Origin of the sequence: Aquabacterium sp. A3 (genome assembly GCF_038069945.1) — a bacterium.
Taxonomy (GTDB): domain Bacteria; phylum Pseudomonadota; class Gammaproteobacteria; order Burkholderiales; family Burkholderiaceae_C; genus Aquabacterium.
Genome location: NZ_JBBPEV010000005.1, coordinates 26337 through 46057 on the forward strand (window position 1 = coordinate 26337; position 19721 = coordinate 46057).

The window sequence follows — 19721 nt, forward strand, 5'->3', positions numbered from 1 at the left end:
GGACGCCTCAAGCAAGAACGGCTTGTGCTCCTCGAAATCGTCCGTGAAGTCGGCCCCTTGCGCGTGGCGCTTGCCAGCATCAACCAGGTCGCGTTGAGTAGCTACTTGACGACAACAGCAGCATCCACAGGCTCCATGGTGTCCGTGGCTGACGAAACACTTGCATCATCGCCGGTCGCTTCCAGCTCCTGAGCAAGCACACCAGATGCTTGAACATTTGCTGCTGGGGCTGGCACAGACTCGGGACCGCCCTCACCCCGTTCACCCATGGCATTCATGCGGCGCCTCAGGCCAGTGGCCAGATTGCGAGCCCCGTTGGCCACGTCGCGCACCTGACGCTTGAGGCTGGCGCGCTGGATGTCCACCGCCTGCGCAGTGATCACCTCATGGATCTCCAGCGTCTGGAGCAGTGGCATCAACTGGTCCAGCTTACCTAGGACCTCTAGGAAGCGACGCCCAAACGAAGACAGCACACTGACGTCCACCGACAGGGCCACGGTGTCATACGTCGCCACACTTGTGATGCCATGGGCCTTGAACAAGGCTTCTGCGCCATCGATGGCACTGTTCAAGCTCTCGTTGACCGCGTCAAGCTTCGCCCGAACGCTGGCCTCCACCTTGACGATGTCATCGTGATCCAGACGGGTGCGTGCGATCACCGAGATGAAGTGCATGTTGAGTTGCAAGGTGTTGAACAGGCGAACAAAGAAGCGCTTGCCCTCCGCGCTGGTGAAGCGCGTGGGCATCTTCACACTGGCCGCTTCGATGCGCCTGAAATCTGCTTTGCTTTCTTTGGCCAGGATCCGGTCGTTGACCCCGCCCTGGTCCATCTTGACGATCTGGTGAATATCAGACATGTCGCGCTCCCGTGACTGGCGTGCTCGCCACCATCTTGCGAACCGCGTTCGTGCATCACCACCGGGAATCATCGGCAATTGAAGGCCCTTTCGGCATCAGCCCCCGTTTTGGCATGGAACCATCTTGACCATCCTCATGGCAAGGCACTACCTTGCTGATACGCGGCAGCTGGCCCTGCATTCAAACAAGGCAAGCCCTGGAGTTCACATCAAACCCTTGACGGTCACCACCGTCCCGATGCCATCGAAGCGACTTTCGTGGTGAGTGCACGCGCGCGCTAACGCGGCATGCGCGCTCTCACCCCGAAAGCCTTCTTCGATCGGTAGCTGGCACACCGATCCGAACGGGCTCACCACCCGATCAAGCCAGCCCTGGAGTCTCTTCATCGCCATCGGCAGTGCGTCAAAACACCTTGCCGACTGTTCATCACCCTGTGGGGCATTGCCCCCTCAGTGGTGCGCCGTGCCTCCCTATTTCACATGGAGGCCACGATGCTGCACACGAGCACATCTCTGGTTCACCCCCCAGCTGCCTTGAATGGCTTCATGGGGGCGACGCAGTCCGTTTTTCCGGATCAATCGCCACACCCACTGTCGCTGGACGATCCGCCCGACCGCATCGACTGGAGCGAGGAGGACATCGTCTTCCTGCACTGGCGCTTGCTGCAGGAGATCAACCAGTTGTCTGACCCGGCCACGCCGCTGGAAGACAAGTTCGACACCCTGCGCTGGGTGTTCACCGAGCGGGACAAGGACCAACAGCCCTTCTCGTTCGTGAACTGCCTGCGTGTCGTGGGATGCAGCCCGCTGTCGCCCATCGCGTACTGCGGCCTCGTGGATGCGCAAGACATCCGCGACCACATCCGCAACAAGCTCAAGGTCTGGCTGTCTGACTCGCTTGCCCGATACCCGCAATGGGTTCGCGATGCCATCGCCAACAACCCCCAGTGGGTTGAGGCCCGCTTGGCCAGGAATCCGCAATGGATCAATGAACAGCTCAAGCAGATGTCCGAGCAGGGTGACCTGTTCACCTGATCCCAACAGCCCCAAACAACGCCAAGGCCAGATCGTTCCGATCGGCCCTGGCCCTCACCTCACACACGGAGAGCCCTATGCACAAACAAGCATACGCCCATGGCCACCGCATTCCGATGCTGATGGTCGATGAGCCCCAGGACATCGAGTTCCTGGTCAAGGAAAGTGAAGTCCTGACCGGCCAGGCCGGCCGCATCTTTGTCATCGCCGGTGCCGACTGGCTGACCTACCGCGTGCTGTGGAGCCAGGCAGGTTTCAAGGTCGAACGCCTGGACGACAAAGGCCAGGTCTTGCACACCCAGCACCAACTGCCCTGGGAGTTCGTCGAGCACAGCGTGATCGAAGCACTGCAGGCGGGCCAGTTGTTCACCCCATCGGTTCGCCATCGCGGCTGACCGCTGCTCTATCCCCTGCAGAGCATGTCATCAACACGGAGTTCAACATGAACAACCCCGAGTACGAAGCTCGCATTGAAGACGTCAAACGCCGAGCCCATGGTCGCTGGACTGAAATCCTTAGCAGCCTGGGCGTTGGCGAACACATTCTCAAGAAGCGCAACCAGCCCTGCCCGCTCTGTGGTGGCACGGACCGGTTTCAGTACACCGACAAGTTCGGTGAAGGCAACTACCACTGTCGCGCCTGTGGCGCAGGAGGTGGCTTCAAACTGCTGCAGGCCGTCACGGGCCTGGATTTCAACACCGCGCTCAAGGAAGTCGAACGCGTGGTGGGCGCCTCGCCCCCTGCCCCGCATGTGGCGTCACCGGAGCCTTCGGCCGAACGCATGAAGGCCCTGGCCAAGCGACTGTGGGAAGAAGCCACGCCCGTGACACCCGGCGATGAGGTGGACCGCTACCTGTCCGGTCGGCGGCTCGCCTTGGCCCACTACCCCAAGGTGCTGCGCCTGCATCCAGCGCTGGGCTACTACGAGAAAGACCCCACCTCGGGCAAGTCGCGCAAAGTGGCCGAATACGCCGCCATGCTGGCTTGCATCCAGGGCGCTGATGGTCACGCGGTCACGCTGCACCGCACGTATCTGAAAGATGGCCGCAAGGCCAATGTGAGCGATGCCAAAAAGGTTCTCTCCTCGGGCATCAATGGTGCTTCCGTGCGCTTGTTCGAACCCGAGCACGAACTGGCCATTGCCGAGGGCATCGAGACCGCCATGGCTGTGCACCTGGCCACCGGCAAACCCGTGTGGGCAGGACTCAATGCCGGGAACCTGGAAAAGCTGTGGCTGCCCGACTCGGTGCAGAGCATCTGCATCTATGCCGATAACGATGCCCAAGCGGACTTTGACGGCCAGATGTTTGCCTTTGCCCTGGCTCGGCGGCTGAAGAAGCAGGAGCACCAGAGCGGCCCCCGGCAAGTTCGGGTGCTCTTGCCCAAGATCCCGGGCACCGACTGGGCCGATGTGTGGCTGGCCAAGGCGGAACACGCCTCCCGAACCACGTAAGTCATGTATCCCCACTGGTAGCTGTCAGACCAGGCCAAGCCACATGGCAAGGCAAAGACAGCCCTGGCGTTTTGTATGAGTGATTTGTAAGTTGGGCGCAGCCCTGGCCTGTGGTCAGTTTGCGCCCTGTGTGGATGGGTCAACACCCATCAGTCATCAACCCTGGCGGGGATGTGCATCCCCGCATGTGGGTCATGCCGTCTCCGCCATTTCTTTCCCGAACAGGAGCTTGATATGAGAAGCGGACGTTCCCTGGTGAGCCTGGCCCATGAACTTGAGCGCCAGTTGCAATCAAAGAAGGACCTGGTGGTCCCCTCGTCGCTGCTGCGGCACGACACCGATGACACAGGCGAGACCCGCCTCGTCATCGGCGAAGCCGGGGTCTCCACGCCCTATGGCGTCATGCCGCTGGCGCGCCGCCAGTTGGCTGACAAGCTGAAGATTCCCTATGCGTACTTCGAGCGCATGCGCTCCGAGCAGCCCGTCTTGCTGGACCGCAACGTGAACACCTGGCTGCAAAGCGACGATGATCGCCGCATGATTCGCACGCTGGATGGCAACGTCCGGGCCGTGCTGTCAGACCGCTATCGTCGCCTTGACAACTACGATCTGGCCGAAAGTGTGCTGCCCATCCTGCAGCAGTTGCCTGATGTGCGCTTCGAGTCGGTGGAACTCACCGACACGAGGATGTACATCAAGTGCATCACACCGCAATTGAAGGTCGAAATGGCGCCTGGCGACATCGTCCAGGCTGGCGTGGTCATCTCCAATTCGGAGGTGGGACAAGGCACGCTGTCGGTGCAGCCCTTGCTGTATCGACTGGTGTGCCGCAATGGCCTGATTGCTTCAGACCGCTCCTTGCGCAAAACCCACGTCGGGCGGGCACTCGGATCTGACGAAAGCATCATGGTCTTCAAGGACGACACCTTGCAGGCCGACGACAAGGCCTTCTTCCTGAAGGTTCGCGACGTGGTGCAGGCGGCCGTGTCTGAGGCAACGTTCATGCAGGCAGCGCAGAAGATGCAAAAGACCTTGCAGATTCACCTCGTCGGCAACCCCGTCAAGACGGTGGAAGTGCTGGCTCAGCGCTACACATTGAATGACGCCGAACGCGCCGGGGTGCTGCGACACCTGATCGCCGAAGGTGATCTGTCGGGGTATGGCCTGGTGAATGCCGTCACGCACTTCTCCCAGGAAGTTGAGGACTACGACCGTGCGACCGAGTTCGAAGCCCTGGGCGGGAAGTTGATCGAACTGCCCGTCAAGGAATGGAAGGAGTTGGCGCAAGCCATCTGATCTCGGATCACAGTGATTCACCACCAGGGCCATGGCTCTGGTGGCTTTTTTATGTCGAAGCCAAGTTCAAAGCATCGCGCCCATTGACAGTGACAAATGCGGCAGGCAATGCGGGCTTTTGTCGATGGCAAACACACCATCCCCCCGCTCTCGGGCATTGATTCCATTCGATGGTCATGAATATGCTGAGCCGACTCATTACTCCACACACACAACACCAAAGCAGTCACACCTCGCCGCAACACCTGGCCCATCTCGACTCACATCTGGGCACACCGACAGGAGAAGACCATGAGCAGCATCCAGTTCACCGATGTGCAGTTGACCAATTTGTACCTGTTGCAAGCCATCCGGCTGGGCATCGCCCAAGATCGGGTATCGACATGCGGCAAGTTCGGGCTGGACGCCGCCCAAGCAGATTTCCTTGGTGCCATGAGCCAGGAACAGTTGTGGGCATTCGTCGATCAAATCGGCCAAAGCACCCTCTTCCCTCCACGCCAGGATTTGCTTGCCTTGCTCAAGGCGCCCGCGCCGCTTCAGGCATCACTGGCCGCCGTTCATGCGCCAAGGCCACGGCAACTCGCGCCCATGGTGCCCGCAAGCATGTCGTGACCGGAGGGGACCATGATGTCAACACGTGCTGACCGCCAGTTGTGCGCCATACGCCTGGCGCAAGACTGTGCACAACTGGGTGCCCGGGTGCGCACCATCCACCACCTCACAGGGCTCAACCCACGGGACGTGCAGAGGCTGTTCTTCAATGACCCTCAAACCATCCCACGCGGACGTCCGCCCAACTCCCTGGAGTGGTATCACGGCGCCAACCTCATCGCGAGGGCTGAATCGTCAATCTTCATGTCGATCTACCGCCGCCTGCGCAACACTGGCTTCGGCGCCGCAGAGACGCTGGTCAGCGCCTATCGTGGATACCAAGCCGTCTGCCAGTGTCCGCACCGAATCAGTTTTGACCGGGCGTTTGATCTGGCATCTCACACCGATGGCATCTGGCTGGCCTGCACCCCGGTGTTCGAGGTCCTCGCTTGCCCGACCTGCGGCAGCGATGTACTTATGGCCATCGGCACCGTGGTCCACTTGGGCGACAACTGTCCGTTCTGCAAACTGGTACTGCGCTACAGTTGCGACCCTCGGCTCCAGGCCTCATTTCCCAAGCACGGGATGGCGACCGCACCTGAAACTGCCTCCTGAACCGATGGCCTTGTAATCAGCCTACTTTCAGTTGATCCAGCGTCTTGCCAGCGGCCAACGCGGCCTTGATCCACTTAGGCTGAAGTCCCCGTCCACTCCAAGTCTCGCCCGTGTCACCGTTGCGATATTTTGGGGCGACCTTGCTTCCTGCTGCAGCACTGGAGCGGTTCGCCACACCGACCTTCAAACCCAGATCGGCGACAGTCAAACCATTGGCAGCCAACAGTTGCTTGATATGGTCAATCACACCAGCTCGCTCAGCTTTGCGGGCATCCTGCAATTGCCTGTCCAGCTCCGAAGCCTGCTTGTCCAGGGCGGCTTTCTGGGCCAGTAGTTCTTGATACGTGGTCATGATTGCAGTGTTTGGCGATCGCCGAGTTTGGATGCCAACATCCTACATTGCAAGCTCCTTGGCTACCTGACCAAAGTGCCTGGATCTCCGTCGTTGCATTCAGAGTCAAGGCCAAGGCATCAGACGGATCGACGCCCATCGCACTGATCCGAAACAGCTCCTCTTTAGTCAAGTCTCGATGGCGAAAGCCCAGATGAACAGATGACATTTTGAGGTGCGCACGGCAACGCATGGTGACCAAATGAATGGGTCATCTGCAATGGACCACCATGCTTGCCCCGTCTCTGCCACACAGCACTTTTGCATCGTCAGATCCCGGCTTCGAGGCCCTGCCCATTGATGCTCTGCTGTCGCAAAACGATGACCTGATCGCCCGCATCAAGCTCTGCCATGGGTCTGACCGTACCGAGTTCGAACAAACCATCCTGTCACTTATCAGACGATACGCCAACCTAGTACACCTGCTGCCAGCCACATCAGACAACTACTTCTGCACCCCTGGCGGCCTGTTGCGCCTGGGCATGGAAGTCAGCTTCTTCAGCCTGCAGGGCACAGACGCGCACATATTCTCCGGTCGCTCCACCATATCGGCACGCCGCCACTTGGAGCCGCGCTGGCGCCTGGCAACCTTCGTCGCGGGGCTTTGCTGCGAGGCCCACCGGGTGCTCAGTCACATCATCGTGACCAACGCCCCAGGCGATGTGTGGCCAGCCTACCTTCTGTCCCTGAGTGATTGGCTGATGGAGCGACAAGCGGACCGCTACTTCTTGCGCTGGCGCCCACACGCCATCGAGACACGCAGCCTTGGCGTGTTCACGCTGGCCCATGTCGTACCCCCAACGGTCATGCATTACCTGGCTGAAGACAACACAGTCATCGTGCCTCACCTCATGGGCAGCGTCAGCGGCATCTCGCAGCATCGCGATCACAACGTGCTGGACGAGTTGGTCCGGCGCTCCTTGGCGCTGGTGATTGACCGCAACCTGCTGGCCAACGCCGACCGCTACGGTACGCCTCAATACGGTTCGCACCTGGAACGCTACCTGGTTGACGCGCTAAGGCATCTCGCGGTCTCCAACTCGGGGTGGCAGGCCAATCGCGAGAAGTCTCGCGTCTGGTTCGGTCCCGATGGCCTGTTCCTGGCCTGGCCCAGCGCTGCCGAAGACCTCCAGAAGCAACTGGACGCCGCCCAGCTGCCAGGCATTCCCAAAGCGCCGGAGACCATCATGGAGGTGCTCCTGCTGGCCGGTGTCTTCGAACCCACGCCCGCAGGAGTCCCGATCTGGGTCATCCAACCACCAGGCGGCAAAGCCAAGATCGACGCAGTCAAGCTGTCTTCTCAGGCGATCCTGTTTGCAGGACATAACTCGTTGCCGCCGCCTCTGGCGGAGAGCCTCACAAGTTCCCTTCGCAATGATCATCCATCAGAGCAAGCAGCCGAACCTGTCGCACCACAGCCTATACCGGATGGCCCGCCAGGCACCCAGCTCTCGCTCATCCCTGGCAACGCCGAGCAAAACCAACAAGCTTCGAATAACCAAGACACTCAAGGCGAAGCGGCACCTTTGCCAACGGCCTCTCCATCTGCCCTGGCGTCTACGAGCGACGCCCAAACAACTCAGCAAGCGACCATTGGTCTTCAAGCGCCGCTGCGCCTCAACCCCGTGGTGCGCGACGCACTGACCGAGGTGGTCAACACCTTGAACACAGGCGCTGGACCCGCTCAGTGTTGCACTGTCGCTTTTGGGGTGTTTGTGCCTCTGCACGAATTCGAGCGCCGCGGCATTCAACCGTCTATGGCCCTGCGCGCCCTGTCGGATGTGCACATGCTGGTTCGCGCCCAGTGCAAAGGTCCACCCACCACATCAAGAGATTTCAATGGCACACCGACCGTGGGTTTGACCATTGATCCGCGCTTCATCAGCGGCGTGGACATGGAAGCATTTGCCTCGCCAGAGGCTCAGGGCGAGTGACATGCCCATCCGCCGCTACGAGATGCCATGGCGCCACGCCTACGAGGCCTACGCAGGCCTTGCCTGGGGCATCGCGTTGATGTTCTTTACAGCGGTCGGTGCCATCGGCCAACTGCCCCGCATTCTCGCTTTCTCCCTGTCCATCACTTGCCTTGGCATGAGCGCTCTCAGGGTCTCGCAGGCGCTGCGCATTCTCGTGCTGAGGGCATCTCTGGCTGGTCATGCCATCCAGGTGATAAGCACGCAAACCCAGGCGCGGTGGTGTCAGGATTCAACGGCCGTGTTCCTTGGGTTCGGCTTCGAGTGGCGGCCCGTGCACTCTCAGCGTCTGTATGAACTGGCCAAGATCGACTACCGCGACTTCACGGTATCTCCGCGCCTCCTGAGTCTGCTGGGCTATGACAGCGCACCCCAACCCGATGCCGAGATCGGCTTGCCTTACATACACGGCGTCGAGCCCCATGAGGTGCCGCTGCATCGCCCCTTGCAGAACTTCGAAGGCGGCACGCTGCTGGTCGGCACCACCCAATCCGGCAAAGGTGTGGCCCTGGCCAACCTGGTCACCCAAGCCGTCAGGCGCGGCGACGTGGTGATCGTCATCGACCCCAAGAACAGCCGTCGCCTCAAGCGAGTGGTTGAGCGAGCCTGCCAGGACTGGCGGGAGCCCGACACCTTCATGGAGTTTCATCCGGCATTCCCGGAAGCCGGTGTGCGGCTGGACTTCACCTTCAACTGGCAAAAGCCCACCGAGATCGCATCCCGCATCCAGTCGATCATGCCGCCGGACACGGCTGGCGCGTTCTCCGCCTTTGGCTGGGATGCGGTCAATGTGGTCGTTCAAGGCCTGGTCGAACTGGAAGAGCGCCCCAACCTGGCCAAGCTGACCCGCTACATCGAGGGTGGTATCGAGCCCGTTCTGGAGGGCTCGTTGCGCCGCTTCTGTGAGGAAACCTTGGGGCCCGCCTGGCGTGAGTTGCCCGAAATGAAGAAGCTGATGCAGGAGGCTCATCGAGGCCACATGAAGCGCCCATCGGAAGCCGCCAGCACCGAGTTGATGGCTTTCGTCGCGTACTACGAACACCACATTGCCCAGTCACAACGCAGCAAGGTGATCGATGCCCAGGTGCGCACCTTCAGGCACAACCGGGAGCATTACCAGAAAATCACGGCCAACCTGTTGCCCGTGCTGTCGATGCTGACCTCGGGCGACCTGGGCCGCACGCTGTCGCCCGACCCGTTCGACGCCAACGACATGCGCCCGATCATGAACTTCGAGAAGATCGAGCGCGGCGGGCATGTGCTGTACATGTGTCTGGATTCTCTGCCGGATCCCTCGGTGGCATCGGCCATCGGTGCCCTGGCCTTGGCCGACCTGGCCGCGCGGGCGGGCATGCGCTACAACCTGGGTGGATATAGGCGCATTGCACTGTTTGTGGATGAGGTGGCCAACGTCATCAACCAGCCCTTGATCGAGATCCTCAACAAAGGGGCAGAGGGGGGCATCTACACCACCTGCGCGATGCAGACATTGGCGGACCTGGCCAAACGTCTGGGCAGCGAAGCGGCTGCGCGCATGGCCTTGGGAAACCTCAACAACTTAATCGCCCTAAGATCAAAGGATCGTCCCACGCAAGATTTCATCGTGGAAACCTTTGGCAAGACGGCCATCCATTCGATGCGCGTTGGGCTGGGACATGGCGCGGACACCCATCTGGGCGACTTCTCGACCAGCTATTCAAGCCAACTCTCTGAGAGCTTCGAGGAGATGGTGCCCGCCGATGTCCTGGGCAAACTGCCCAATCTTCAGTACTTTGCCTCGGTGTCTGGCGGGCGCATCGTCAAGGGCCGCTTCCCCATCCTGGATCCGGATGCGCAAGGGGTCCATCAACCCATCAGGAGAGCCGCATGATCAGGGCGATGGCCGTGGTGTCACTGCTGGCACTACTGGTTCTGGTTCTCTATGTGCCGTCCGCCCACCCGCCAGAACGGTTCTTAGAGCAACTGCGAACGGAATACACCAATGCGGCGGTGTTCTGGGGCAAGGACGCAGGCACCCGCATGCTGTCGCGTGCGATGAGCATGCAGGAGTCTGCACGTCAAGCATCACCCGTCCCTTCGTCCAAGGACGCGGCCCCTGCGGGTGGCGTCAACGCAGCAGTCGGGCGAGAAATGGCCTCGGTCAACCAGCGGTTGTTCAACAACCCCTACTTCCGATCGATTGATGCGCTGCTGCTGCTCGCCAGCTTCCGCCTGGCCATGCTGCTGGAGTGGCTCCCCTGGCTGTTGGCCTTCCCGATTGCGGCCATGGTGGATGGCTACCTTGTGCGAATAGTCAAAGCCAAAGAGTTTCTGCACCACAGCCCGGCGATGTTCGCCCTGTATGTCAGTTTGGCCATCCTGACCAGTTGCGCAAGCGTCCTGGCGTTTGTGCTGCCCATCACCTTGCATCCTCTTGCCATACCCTGCGTGCCGGTAGTCATCGGCACGCTGATGGGTACAGCGGTCAGGGACTTTCACCGAAGGTCTTGATATTTTGGACGGCCTTTGGCTTGTACAAGGTACGGTATCCACCATTGGGCAAAGGCTCATCAAAAACATCGAAGAGATCCGAAGCCACGGCCAACTTTTTGAGCGTGGCATGGCCCTGTCGTTCCTTCATGTGCGTCACAGCCTCGGGCTCCTGCAGCCATGCAATCCGCCCCGCGTCGGCAAGGTAGGCCCAGCCATCGGCCCGATGCTTATGTTCAGCCACGTCTTTCAGAACCGAAACCAAAGGGCTGTGCTGTAACAGGATCAACTCGAAATGGCGCAGGCCTTCTTCGGACGCCATGAACGCGGCCATGGACTGCCCGACATCAATCAGCGCCTTGGAGACAGATCGTAGATGTTCAAACATGGGAAGCACCCTGGCACGTTGCTCATCGAGGTACTTGGCTGCCTCGCCCATCTTCTCCGGAGAGTCCGGTTGCCAACGGGGCATGAAATGATGAATCAGGTCGTTGCGCTCGTCCACCATGCGCTTCATGTCCGCACGTTGAGCCTCGTAGAACTCGCGGTCCCCGGATGTGGTGAACGTGAATGACATCCAGATCTGGTTTTGCTCTTCCGGTTCTGCGTTTGGCTCGCCCGCGTCAGAGAGGATGCCATCGGTGAATTGCTCAACCAACTTCCCCATCATCTGCTTGTGCGTTTTCTCAGTGCGTTGTTGCAAACGCTCCTCGAAATTCGACGTGTTGCCATCTCTCCTGTGGTTGGCCACGAGAAATTTCAGCAGTGCCTCGATCTGCTGAAACAACAGCACATTGCGGCCGACCTTGCGAAGCACCTCGTCACAGGTGCTTTGGTTTAAAAGGATCTGTTCCGCTTCTTCCATGTCGCGCTCAAAAATTCGGGTTGATGGCGACGTCGGCGTACGCCAAGACGATGTCGCGCATGCTGTAGGCACTGCCGACACGGGGGCAAATCACTCTGAAATTCAGACAGATCGGCATGCCCGTCCGATTCGGAAAACAGCCCGAAAGGCAGCTGATGCGGCAACTAACAATGGGCGTCTCTCTGCTACCCAGGAATTCAAATGAAGAGTTTAAAGCCCGTCATCCACGCTCTGGAGATCCGGATTCGATCTATGCGCAATGACCCGGTTGCGCAAATCGAAGCTGGCAGCACGTTTCAGGCATTCGCCGTAGGAGACAAGTTCCACCACAACATGTTCGATACAAGCGCGTGGCACGAGCTGCCACAAGAAGGAGAAGTGTTCTTCATCATTGACAAAGCGCACGCCGTTGCCGACATCGGCACCTACATCCATCACATGGTGATTCTTTGCCTGGCTGCCTCACCCGCTGATCACCTCGCCTGACGCACATTGCGGCAACTTGTCGAACTTCACCCGGAAAGTTGGCCAGATGCAGGTGGCAACACGTGATCCGGGTGCAGGTCCCCCAGGATGTCAATGCCTGTTTGGGTGAAGACCAGTATCATTATCGTGCCGCTGGTTCGTACCTCGGCCCGGCTTTTCCTCCCTGAGCCGGAGGCGCACCGTGATGACAGCGATGCGTCTTGCGCTCGCTGATCACCCGCTGATCGGCGGGCTTTTTTTTAGCTCGCGTAAATGGGACTCGTCCATCTTGGCCGTGCCGCGTCAGCACTCGCCATGAACTGGAGCCGAAATCCCCATGACAAAGCCCGCATTCACCCGTGACCATGCCGCACCCGGGCCCTAATCTGTACTCATGCGCTCACCCGAGCAAATTCCGATTCAGAAAACAGAGGTACGCACCATGCTCACCGCTGCATCGCCCGGATTTCAGGACTCTCGACACCCCGCAACAGTGGAAGCCCTGCCGTCAGACGTCATCGAAACTCGGCTGTGGCTAGAAGAACATGTCTGGCTTTATGGCGTGCTCAAGTCCGATCGCAACGTCGGTCCGATCTTCCGATTTCCTGACCTGATCAGTGCCTGCGTCTCCCTGATCTTCTCCAGCCCCGAAGCGGCAAGGCAGGTCTTCGGTTTTCTCGGGACCGACCTCGTGGCCCGATCGCCCAACACGCCTCGCCGTCGGGAAGCCCTGTGGCGACCGCAGTACGACTTGCTCCTTGAGTTGCAGCGCTCACCCGCCAACCGGCACCCCAATCCGAAGTTTCAACTCGATCACTTGACCACCGCCTGCGTGGCGCTGTGTCAGCAGGCGGATGAGACCGGCGCCAGCGTCCTGCAACAAGCTCGCATCAACATGGCACAGCGCTTTCGTGCAGAACACGTCACGCAGACCCGCTGATGCCATCGGCCACCCAGCGCTCTGACCAGCACATGGCATGAAGAATCTCCAAGCGATTCACCTGCCCTGACCACGCCATGGCCGTCCAACCACGGCTGACCTGAACAAGACCTGGATCGGCACCGTGCCGGTCTCACCCAGTCAGTCCTGCCTTGCGAGGTGCATTGGCGGGCCCATCTGTCTTGTTGGGAGTGCGCCATGCAATGGGGTCTCTTGTCTGTATGTCTTGCGCCGCTGAGCCTGTCGGCACACGCCCAGGCTTGCTGGGATGAGGCGGCACAACGATATGGCGTTTCATCGCAACTGCTGTATGCCGTTGCCAAGGTCGAGTCGCACCTCAATCCCAAAGCGCTCAACCTCAGCCACCGCCAACGCACGGGCAGCTACGACATCGGGCTGATGCAGATCAACAGCTCGAACCTGCCTGCGCTGGCACGATTCGGCATCTCTGAGAGCGACCTGTACAGCCCCTGCACGAACATCCATGTGGGCGCCTGGCTGCTCGCCCAAACCCTGGCCAGGCAGGGCCTGAGCTGGGATGGTGTGGGGGCCTACAACGCCGCCTGCACCCAACTCAAGGGCACGGCCTGCCTGAACGCACGCAGGCGTTATGCCTGGAAGGTCTATCGGCAGTTGCCCGCCTCGGCAGTCCAGTCCGCACAGGCAACCGCAGTGCGGCCACAAAGGCGCTCAGACGCAAAGCTGCCCCTCTTCATCCTTGCCGCTCGGGTGTCGCCATGACACGCGTACAGGACATCGCCATGACCAGCGCCTCGGCAGCGGTGATTCTGTTTGCCCTCTCGTCTTGCACCCTGACCACCAAGCAGGGCCATTCGACTGCGACACCGCAAGCCAAGGCAAATGCCTCACACATCGCTCAATTTGAGCGTTGGCGGGAGGCGTACTTCGCTCAATGCATGACGCCCGATTGCCCCACCACCACGCCCAAAACACTGGCCGTGGCACCCGCAAGGTCACAGTCTTCGACGCAAAGTGAAGCTGGCCCGATTGAACTTGTCGTACCCATCAAGCCAGCCGAGACGGCCAAGCCCATTCCTTCGCGCAAGCCTCAGGTGTTGATCCTGGCGTTTGCAACCGACAGTGCAGTGCTGACCCCTGCACACCGGACTTTGCTGAACAACGCCGCCAGAGACCTGGGACGTGCCGGGCGCGTGCTCATCGTAGGACGCACCGACAACGTCGGCCCCGATGCGCCCAATCAGGCCATCGCGCTGGCACGGGCTGGTGCTGTTCGAGATCACATCAAGCGGGTCAGCCCCTCGCTACCAGATGACATCCGCATCGACGCCCGGGGCCTGTGCTGCTACGTCGCCAGCAATGACACACCCGAAGGCCGTGCTCGCAATCGTCGCGTTGAGGTCGTGTTCACGCCCCCATCCGATGACTCCCCAGCACATGCCAACGAACCTCGCTCATGAACCCTATTGCCCACCGCATCCCCCTCCTGAAACGTGCCTTCACGTTCGCAGGATCGCCCCCGCCTGCGTCAGGCCTTGACGCGCACCCCAGCCAGGAGATTCCCATGCGCACAGCCATCATCCATCCCTTCACCCCTGTTCGCCCCTCTGCCCAGTTGAACGGCCAGCAAAGCCGTCAATCAAACGACAGTGACGCCAACAAGCCCCCGCACAAGCGCTGGCGTGTGGCCTCGGCGCTGGCCATGCTCGCTCTGGGCTTGGGCCTGTCCATGCCCGGCTTCGCCCTTGACCTGGTGGCGTTCACGGGCATCACCGGGCCTATGACGTCCGCCCTGGCGCAGATCTCCGCACTGGGCCCCAGCGTCAAAGCCCTGGTCGGCTTCGTCGGTTTCGTGGTCGCACTGATCTCGCTGTCGGCCCTGCGCAATTTCGGGCCCGTGCTGTTCTACGTGGGCCTGGCCATCTTCGGTGCGGTAGGCCTGGTGATCGCCGGCGCGATCATGGGCGCGGTCGTCTGAGGTCAGCTCAAACCTGCAGGAGCCTGACATGCAAGCCGACACCTACATCCCCCGTCGCCTGGATGACCCCTGGAAGATCGGCTTCTGGGACATCGATGTGGCCGCCCCAGTGATCTTTTTCTTCTTTGTCGGCTACCTGGCGGGCACCAAGCTGGCCTTTGCGGCCTGCGCGGGTGCGGGGATCTTCCTGTCGCGGTGGATCGCGCGCATCAAAGCCGACAAGCACCAGGCCTTCGCAATGCATTGGCTGTACTGGCACCTGCCTCCCAGCCCCATGACCGCGATGCGCGCCACCCCGCCCTCCCACATCCGCCGCATGGTCGGCTGAGCCTGGAGCACGCCATGGACTTCGAGCGACTCAACAGCGACATCAAGGAAATGCGCCGCCGCAACCGCAGCCTGGGGCTCGCGGTGGGCGTGCTGTCGTCGGGCCATGTCGTGGCACTGCTCGTCATCCTCAACCTGATCGGCACAGTGCGCACGGTGGTCGTGCCACCCACGATCGACAAGACCTTCTGGGTCAGCCGAGACAAGGCCAGTGGCGAATACCTGGAGCAGATGGGTGGCTTCATGGCCTGGCTGGTGCTGGACGTCACACCCTCATCGATCGACTGGAAAAAAAACATCCTGCTCGGCTATGTGGAACCCGACCAATACGGCCCGCTCAAGACCCGGCAGGAGGTCGAGGCCGAGCGGCTCAAGCGCATCAACGCCAGCACGATGTTCATGCCGCAGCAGTTGGTGCCCAGCGAAGACAAGCAAAGCGTCGTGGTGCGTGGCCGACTGCGCACCCTGGTCAATGGCTTCGAAACCGCCAACGACCTCAAGGCCTACCTGATCGAGTTTAGTTTCAACGGGGCACGCATGCACCTCAAGACCTTCAAGGAGGTTCCCAATGCGAGCTGATTTCAAGCGATGCCAGCAGCCCTCCACTTCGCTGACAAGCCTGCTGCTGGCCATGGTGACAGCCGTTGGGATGGCAACGGCACCAAGCCTCGTCACCGCGCTTCAGTTGGTCGAAGCCCGCGACGGTGTCTCCGTTGAGGCCATGGTGTCGATCAAGGAGCCCACACGCATCCGCATCGATGGCGCGCCCATCACCGATGTGTTCGGCAACATCTATTCGAGCAACTGCGCCAACGGAACCCCGCCCCCCAACAACAGCCAGAACATTCCGACCATCAATCCCACGGGTGAATTGGTCCTCGAATGCGACAAGGACAAGGGCGAGGTCTACATCCGACCCGTGGGCAAGTCCACCAAGCCCATCAACCTGTTCGTCTCCAGTGCGAAGGCGACCTACACCCTGCTGCTGCATCGCTCGGACACCCCCGCAGACACCATCGTCATCCGGGATCCCAGTGCCAGGCTGCTGAAGCTGGACAACGCGAACCCAAATCCCTCGGGCATGTCATTGGGCACTTCGGCCAACCACATCCGAGCCATGAAGGCCTTGCTGGTGGCAATGGCCTCTGACCGGGTGCCTCCCGACGTGCGGGTCGAGGAGGTCAACCGCCTCGTCCCCCTGTGGCTCGAAGCGAGATTTTCCCTGATGCGTCGCTATGAAGGGCGAGGCCTGGTCGGCGAGAAATACCTGCTGCAAAACATCAGCCCGACCTTGATGGTGCTGGCCGAGCAGGAATTTGACCGCGAAGGTGCCCAGGTCATGGGCGTGTCGATCGAGAACCACAACCTGCAACCCGGAGAGGCCACGAATGTGTTCGTGATCCGGCAGGAGGCCACGCGATGAACACGCCTTTCGACCAAGCAGCCAATGGCAGCATCACCGGCTTGCCCGACCGCATCAAGGGGGCCGTGGGCAGTGCCCTTCAAAGGCTGTCTCCACGGCAACGCCAGTACGTCACCCTGGCCGCCATCCTGGTATGTGGTGTCGGCCTGCTGTGGCTGATCTTCGCCCTCACCGACACGCGCTCGCCCACCGCAGACGCCAAAACCAACGGCAGCGCGCAGCCTGCCACGGTCACCAACATCGGGGTGATGCCGCCGGGACAACAGGTCAACCCGGTAGACCAATGGGTGGGCACCGCAGGACGCAAGCTGGCGCAGTACGAGAACGAGCGCGATGAGCAGACCCGGCTCAACAAGGACAGGCAGGCGTTCGAGGCCCGCACCATGCAGCGCTTTGCCGAACTGGAGCAAAAACTCACCTCGGCCAGCCAGGCTGCCAGCATGCCCTCGGCACCCAACGCTGGGGCGGCGTCAAGCACGCCCGCTCCCCCAACGATGCCACCGGCATCCAGCCTGCCATCGCCACCACCTCCGGCGCCCACCGCCCCGCCTCCGGCAAAGCTTCCGGGGCAGAGCGTCAACATTCCTCCACCGCTGCCTTCCTTCGGAACATCGCCCGGCACATCGCTCGCAGGCGCCATGCCCCTCGGTGATCCAGGCGCGGCACCGCAGGACAGGCCTCTCGATGCCCCGGTATTGACACGCGTTTCTCTGGTGGACCGAGAAACGGCCAAGACCGCTGCAACAGGCGCCACGGCAAGCACCACAAACAATGCCACGCCCGGATCACTGTCAACGGCCGACACCCGCACCGTCTCGACCTTCCTGCCCGTCAGCTTCACGCGCGGCACCCTGCTTGGTGGCCTGGATGCCCCAACGGGCGGGCAGGCCCAGTCCAACCCACATCCTGTCCTGATCCGGCTCTCGGACAACTCCGTCCTGCCCAACCGCTTTCGGGGGGAATACCGCGACTGCTTCGTGATCGCGGCAGGCTACGGCGACATCAGCTCGGAGCGGGCCTATCTGCGCACCGAGAACCTGTCCTGCGTACGCCCGGACGGCGCCACGCTGGAAGTCAAGATCCAGGGCAGCGTCTATGGCGAAGACGGCAAGGTGGGCATGCGCGGGCGACTGGTCACCAAGCAAGGCCAGATGCTGGCCAATGCCCTGCTGGCAGGCGTGGTCAGTGGCATCGGCCAGGGCCTGGCGACTTCATCGACCACCTACAGCACCTCGGCCCTGGGCACGATCGCCAGCAGCGGTGGCAGCACCTCCGACGCCTACAGAGCAGGCATCGGCACTGGTGTCGGCAAGGCCCTGGACCGGCTGGCGCAGTACTACATCAAGCTCGCCGAAAACACCTTCCCGGTGATTGAAATCGATGCCAGCCGAGAGGTCGATGTGGTGATCACCAAGGGCGTGCGCATCGACGTGCCCATGTCGGCCAACGCGTACACCAGCACCAGCGGTACCCCCTCCAGCACGCTGGCGCGCTCGGCTGAGCCCGCCCCCGAAGACCGCTACCTGAAAGCCGCCAATGATGACAACTACTGACATGCGCCCGCCACTGCGAAGCAGGCTCCAGGCCGTGACGTTGATCTGGGCACTGTTCACGATGCTGGTCAATGGCATCGCCTGGGCGGGCGCTCCGCCATCTGAAGAGGCCCGCCTCCTGGCCGCACTCAGGAAGGCCAACCCCAGCACGCGCTTCACCCAGGTACTGCGCTCGCCCATTGGCGGGCTGTACGAAGTCTGGATGAACGGGAACGTGGCCTATGTGTCGGCCCGCCAACCGCGCTACTTCGTGTTCGGCCATGTCTTTGACACACAGACCATGACCGACATCACCGGGCCACGAATGGCCCTGGCGGCCAAGCAGAGCGCAATGGCTCCCGCTGCACCTACCGCAACAACGTCAGCACCGACGTCCGCACCGATTGCCTTTGACCAACTGCCACTGGCAGACGCCATCAAGACCGTGCGGGGCAACGGCCAGCGGCAGATCGCCGTTTTCAGCGACCCGGGCTGCGGCTACTGCAAGCAACTGGAGCCGGAGTTGGCCCGGATCGACAACGTCACGGTCTACACCTTCATGCTGCCCTTTCAGGGTGAGGTAAAGCCCATCGCACTCTGGTGCGCCCCGGACCGGGCTCAAGCCTGGCAGCGCTACATGGTGCAGGGCGATGCCACCGCGATCAATGCCCCAGGGCGATGCGATCACCCCATGGCCCGCAACCTGGCTTTGGCGCAGCGCATTGGTGTTCAAGCCACGCCCACCCTGATCTGGGCAGATGGCAGCCGCACCGAAGGCTACGTCGATCACCAGGTGATCCAGGCTCGCCTGAAACCGGCCACCTCGGAGGTTCAGCCATGAACGCCCACGGTCACCTCGCCACCCGCGCCCACCTCGTGCGCCTGATCTGGCTTCTGGCTTGCTTGCTGCTGAGCTTGTCGGGCTGCATGAACCTCTCTGGCCTGGGCGGCAGCTCCGATTACGCGTGCAAAGCCCCGGACGGGGTGACTTGCACCTCGGTGTCGGGCACCTATGCCAACGCCGTTCAGGACAACCTGCCCGCCCAGGTGGCCAAGCGCCGCATGGCCGCCAAATCCAATGGCGAGCCAGGTACCAATCCCGCACCCGGGTCGCCACAGCCTCGCCTTGCACCAGCGCGGGCGTCCGCCCAAGCCACTGTCCCGCCCGTGGCGCAGTCCCCCAGCCTGGCGCTGCCCCTGCGCTCATCGGCCCGGATCCTGAGGCTGTGGTTCAAGCCCTGGGAAGACGCCGACCGCGACCTCTACGACCAGGGCTATGTCTATGTCCAGATCGATGCGGGTCAGTGGCTGATCGACCACGCACAGCGCCAAATCCGAGACGCCTATGCGCCCATACGACCTCCGATGGGTGCCCCCGTCAAACCCGCCACGCCAGAACAGAGCACCTCGCCCGGGCGGCCCGCTGGCCAGCAGCGCCAGTCGCCGTACACCCCGGACAACCCAGACACAGGGCCCCTGCTGCCGCCCACCGACAGCCCTGACCCCAGCAACTGAACTGCCCTCAAAGGTTG

General features: G+C 61.4%; 23 protein-coding genes. 20 read left to right on the forward strand and 3 right to left on the reverse strand.

The window, feature by feature from the left end:
• Positions 1–101 precede the first annotated feature (101 nt).
• Positions 102–857 carry a DUF1845 domain-containing protein gene (locus tag WNB94_RS14620; protein WP_304795142.1) on the reverse strand — a complete coding sequence of 252 codons (756 nt, stop codon included), beginning with the start codon at positions 855–857 and terminating at the stop codon, positions 102–104.
• A 492-nt stretch (positions 858–1349) separates the two neighbouring features.
• Here WNB94_RS14620 and WNB94_RS14625 point away from each other — a divergent pair, with 492 nt between their 5' ends.
• The 6 genes from WNB94_RS14625 (at position 1350) to WNB94_RS14650 (ending at position 5847) form a co-directional block, all read left to right on the forward strand.
• Positions 1350–1892: a hypothetical protein gene (locus WNB94_RS14625; RefSeq protein WP_341391143.1), complete on the forward strand. Its 543-nt coding sequence runs from the start codon at positions 1350–1352 to the stop codon at positions 1890–1892.
• 77 nt (positions 1893–1969) lie between these two features.
• Positions 1970–2287 (forward strand): hypothetical protein, encoded by a 318-nt coding sequence (locus WNB94_RS14630; protein ID WP_341391144.1) that lies wholly within the window; start codon positions 1970–1972, stop codon positions 2285–2287.
• A 47-nt stretch (positions 2288–2334) separates the two neighbouring features.
• The gene (locus tag WNB94_RS14635) at positions 2335–3345 is read left to right on the forward strand and encodes a DUF7146 domain-containing protein (RefSeq protein ID WP_341391145.1); all 1011 of its coding nucleotides are present in this window, start codon (positions 2335–2337) and stop codon (positions 3343–3345) included.
• Between the two features lie 234 nt (positions 3346–3579).
• Positions 3580–4641: a DUF932 domain-containing protein gene (locus WNB94_RS14640; RefSeq protein WP_341391146.1), complete on the forward strand. Its 1062-nt coding sequence runs from the start codon at positions 3580–3582 to the stop codon at positions 4639–4641.
• Positions 4642–4932: 291 nt separating this feature from the next.
• Complete coding sequence (locus tag WNB94_RS14645) at positions 4933–5253, forward strand: hypothetical protein (RefSeq protein WP_304795133.1); 321 nt, start codon at positions 4933–4935, stop codon at positions 5251–5253.
• 12 nt (positions 5254–5265) lie between these two features.
• The gene (locus WNB94_RS14650) at positions 5266–5847 is read left to right on the forward strand and encodes a FlhC family transcriptional regulator (RefSeq protein WP_341391147.1); all 582 of its coding nucleotides are present in this window, start codon (positions 5266–5268) and stop codon (positions 5845–5847) included.
• A gap of 16 nt (positions 5848–5863) precedes the next feature.
• Here WNB94_RS14650 and WNB94_RS14655 read toward each other — a convergent pair whose 3' ends face one another.
• Positions 5864–6199, reverse strand: a complete 336-nt coding sequence (locus tag WNB94_RS14655) for an H-NS histone family protein (protein WP_341391148.1) — start codon at positions 6197–6199, stop codon at positions 5864–5866.
• A 269-nt stretch (positions 6200–6468) separates the two neighbouring features.
• On the opposite strand from WNB94_RS14655, the gene mobH reads away from it, so the two are divergent.
• Genes mobH through WNB94_RS14670 form a run of 3 tightly spaced genes read left to right on the forward strand, consistent with a single transcriptional unit; the run spans position 6469 to position 10701 of the window.
• Positions 6469–8172 (forward strand): MobH family relaxase, encoded by a 1704-nt coding sequence (gene mobH / locus WNB94_RS14660; RefSeq protein ID WP_341391149.1) that lies wholly within the window; start codon positions 6469–6471, stop codon positions 8170–8172.
• A gap of 1 nt (position 8173) precedes the next feature.
• Positions 8174–10081: a conjugative transfer system coupling protein TraD gene (gene traD / locus WNB94_RS14665; RefSeq protein WP_341391150.1), complete on the forward strand. Its 1908-nt coding sequence runs from the start codon at positions 8174–8176 to the stop codon at positions 10079–10081.
• Positions 10078–10701, forward strand: a complete 624-nt coding sequence (locus tag WNB94_RS14670) for an IncC plasmid conjugative DNA transfer DtrJ family protein (RefSeq protein WP_341391151.1) — start codon at positions 10078–10080, stop codon at positions 10699–10701. Before traD ends, WNB94_RS14670 begins: the two co-directional genes overlap by 4 nt.
• Here the strand turns inward: WNB94_RS14670 and WNB94_RS14675 are convergent.
• The gene (locus WNB94_RS14675) at positions 10676–11545 is read right to left on the reverse strand and encodes a hypothetical protein (protein WP_341391152.1); all 870 of its coding nucleotides are present in this window, start codon (positions 11543–11545) and stop codon (positions 10676–10678) included. The genes WNB94_RS14670 and WNB94_RS14675 overlap by 26 nt on opposite strands.
• A 252-nt stretch (positions 11546–11797) precedes the next feature.
• On the opposite strand from WNB94_RS14675, the gene WNB94_RS14680 reads away from it, so the two are divergent.
• The 11 genes from WNB94_RS14680 (at position 11798) to traV (ending at position 19704) form a co-directional block, all read left to right on the forward strand.
• Complete coding sequence (locus WNB94_RS14680; RefSeq protein WP_341391153.1) at positions 11798–12031, forward strand: hypothetical protein; 234 nt, start codon at positions 11798–11800, stop codon at positions 12029–12031.
• 373 nt (positions 12032–12404) lie between these two features.
• The gene (locus WNB94_RS14685; protein WP_304796238.1) at positions 12405–12950 is read left to right on the forward strand and encodes a hypothetical protein; all 546 of its coding nucleotides are present in this window, start codon (positions 12405–12407) and stop codon (positions 12948–12950) included.
• Positions 12951–13148: 198 nt separating this feature from the next.
• Entirely contained in the window at positions 13149–13691 is a 543-nt protein-coding gene (locus tag WNB94_RS14690; RefSeq protein ID WP_341391154.1) for a lytic transglycosylase domain-containing protein, read from the forward strand.
• The gene (locus tag WNB94_RS14695; protein WP_341391155.1) at positions 13688–14389 is read left to right on the forward strand and encodes an OmpA family protein; all 702 of its coding nucleotides are present in this window, start codon (positions 13688–13690) and stop codon (positions 14387–14389) included. The genes WNB94_RS14690 and WNB94_RS14695 overlap by 4 nt, the downstream gene beginning before the upstream one ends.
• A gap of 104 nt (positions 14390–14493) precedes the next feature.
• Positions 14494–14907, forward strand: a complete 414-nt coding sequence (locus WNB94_RS14700; protein WP_341391156.1) for a hypothetical protein — start codon at positions 14494–14496, stop codon at positions 14905–14907.
• A gap of 28 nt (positions 14908–14935) precedes the next feature.
• Positions 14936–15235 carry a type IV conjugative transfer system protein TraL gene (traL, locus tag WNB94_RS14705; protein WP_304795510.1) on the forward strand — a complete coding sequence of 100 codons (300 nt, stop codon included), beginning with the start codon at positions 14936–14938 and terminating at the stop codon, positions 15233–15235.
• Between the two features lie 14 nt (positions 15236–15249).
• A complete protein-coding gene (traE, locus tag WNB94_RS14710) occupies positions 15250–15813 on the forward strand; it encodes a type IV conjugative transfer system protein TraE (protein ID WP_304795508.1) in 564 nt (187 codons plus the stop codon).
• 70 nt (positions 15814–15883) lie between these two features.
• Positions 15884–16657, forward strand: coding sequence for a type-F conjugative transfer system secretin TraK (locus WNB94_RS14715; protein WP_445819085.1), 774 nt, complete (start codon positions 15884–15886; stop codon positions 16655–16657).
• Positions 16654–18210 (forward strand): TraB/TrbI/VirB10 family type IV secretion system protein, encoded by a 1557-nt coding sequence (locus tag WNB94_RS14720; RefSeq protein ID WP_341391158.1) that lies wholly within the window; start codon positions 16654–16656, stop codon positions 18208–18210. Before WNB94_RS14715 ends, WNB94_RS14720 begins: the two co-directional genes overlap by 4 nt.
• Positions 18211–18244: 34 nt before the next feature.
• Entirely contained in the window at positions 18245–19030 is a 786-nt protein-coding gene (locus tag WNB94_RS14725; protein ID WP_341391159.1) for a DsbC family protein, read from the forward strand.
• Positions 19027–19704, forward strand: a complete 678-nt coding sequence (gene traV, locus WNB94_RS14730) for a type IV conjugative transfer system lipoprotein TraV (RefSeq protein WP_341391160.1) — start codon at positions 19027–19029, stop codon at positions 19702–19704. The genes WNB94_RS14725 and traV overlap by 4 nt, the downstream gene beginning before the upstream one ends.
• Positions 19705–19721: the final 17 nt, after the last annotated feature.

Bases quoted from the DNA above. Each gene is read 5' to 3' on its own strand.
- WNB94_RS14695 (WP_341391155.1), top strand. From the start codon at position 13,688: ATGACACGCGTACAGGACATCGCCATGACCAGCGCCTCGGCAGCGGTG.
- WNB94_RS14670 (WP_341391151.1), top strand. From the start codon at position 10,078: ATGATCAGGGCGATGGCCGTGGTGTCACTGCTGGCACTACTGGTTCTG.
- WNB94_RS14650 (WP_341391147.1), top strand. From the start codon at position 5,266: ATGATGTCAACACGTGCTGACCGCCAGTTGTGCGCCATACGCCTGGCG.
- traE (WP_304795508.1), top strand. From the start codon at position 15,250: ATGGACTTCGAGCGACTCAACAGCGACATCAAGGAAATGCGCCGCCGC.
- traD (WP_341391150.1), top strand. From the start codon at position 8,174: ATGCCCATCCGCCGCTACGAGATGCCATGGCGCCACGCCTACGAGGCC.
- WNB94_RS14720 (WP_341391158.1), top strand. From the start codon at position 16,654: ATGAACACGCCTTTCGACCAAGCAGCCAATGGCAGCATCACCGGCTTG.
- traL (WP_304795510.1), top strand. From the start codon at position 14,936: ATGCAAGCCGACACCTACATCCCCCGTCGCCTGGATGACCCCTGGAAG.
- WNB94_RS14675 (WP_341391152.1), bottom strand. From the start codon at position 11,545: ATGGAAGAAGCGGAACAGATCCTTTTAAACCAAAGCACCTGTGACGAG.
- WNB94_RS14620 (WP_304795142.1), bottom strand. From the start codon at position 857: ATGTCTGATATTCACCAGATCGTCAAGATGGACCAGGGCGGGGTCAAC.
- WNB94_RS14635 (WP_341391145.1), top strand. From the start codon at position 2,335: ATGAACAACCCCGAGTACGAAGCTCGCATTGAAGACGTCAAACGCCGA.
- WNB94_RS14630 (WP_341391144.1), top strand. From the start codon at position 1,970: ATGCACAAACAAGCATACGCCCATGGCCACCGCATTCCGATGCTGATG.
- WNB94_RS14690 (WP_341391154.1), top strand. From the start codon at position 13,149: ATGCAATGGGGTCTCTTGTCTGTATGTCTTGCGCCGCTGAGCCTGTCG.
- WNB94_RS14700 (WP_341391156.1), top strand. From the start codon at position 14,494: ATGCGCACAGCCATCATCCATCCCTTCACCCCTGTTCGCCCCTCTGCC.
- WNB94_RS14625 (WP_341391143.1), top strand. From the start codon at position 1,350: ATGCTGCACACGAGCACATCTCTGGTTCACCCCCCAGCTGCCTTGAAT.
- WNB94_RS14685 (WP_304796238.1), top strand. From the start codon at position 12,405: ATGCGCTCACCCGAGCAAATTCCGATTCAGAAAACAGAGGTACGCACC.
- WNB94_RS14640 (WP_341391146.1), top strand. From the start codon at position 3,580: ATGAGAAGCGGACGTTCCCTGGTGAGCCTGGCCCATGAACTTGAGCGC.
- WNB94_RS14680 (WP_341391153.1), top strand. From the start codon at position 11,798: ATGCGCAATGACCCGGTTGCGCAAATCGAAGCTGGCAGCACGTTTCAG.
- WNB94_RS14645 (WP_304795133.1), top strand. From the start codon at position 4,933: ATGAGCAGCATCCAGTTCACCGATGTGCAGTTGACCAATTTGTACCTG.
- WNB94_RS14655 (WP_341391148.1), bottom strand. From the start codon at position 6,199: ATGACCACGTATCAAGAACTACTGGCCCAGAAAGCCGCCCTGGACAAG.
- mobH (WP_341391149.1), top strand. From the start codon at position 6,469: ATGCTTGCCCCGTCTCTGCCACACAGCACTTTTGCATCGTCAGATCCC.
- WNB94_RS14715 (WP_445819085.1), top strand. From the start codon at position 15,884: ATGGCAACGGCACCAAGCCTCGTCACCGCGCTTCAGTTGGTCGAAGCC.
- traV (WP_341391160.1), top strand. From the start codon at position 19,027: ATGAACGCCCACGGTCACCTCGCCACCCGCGCCCACCTCGTGCGCCTG.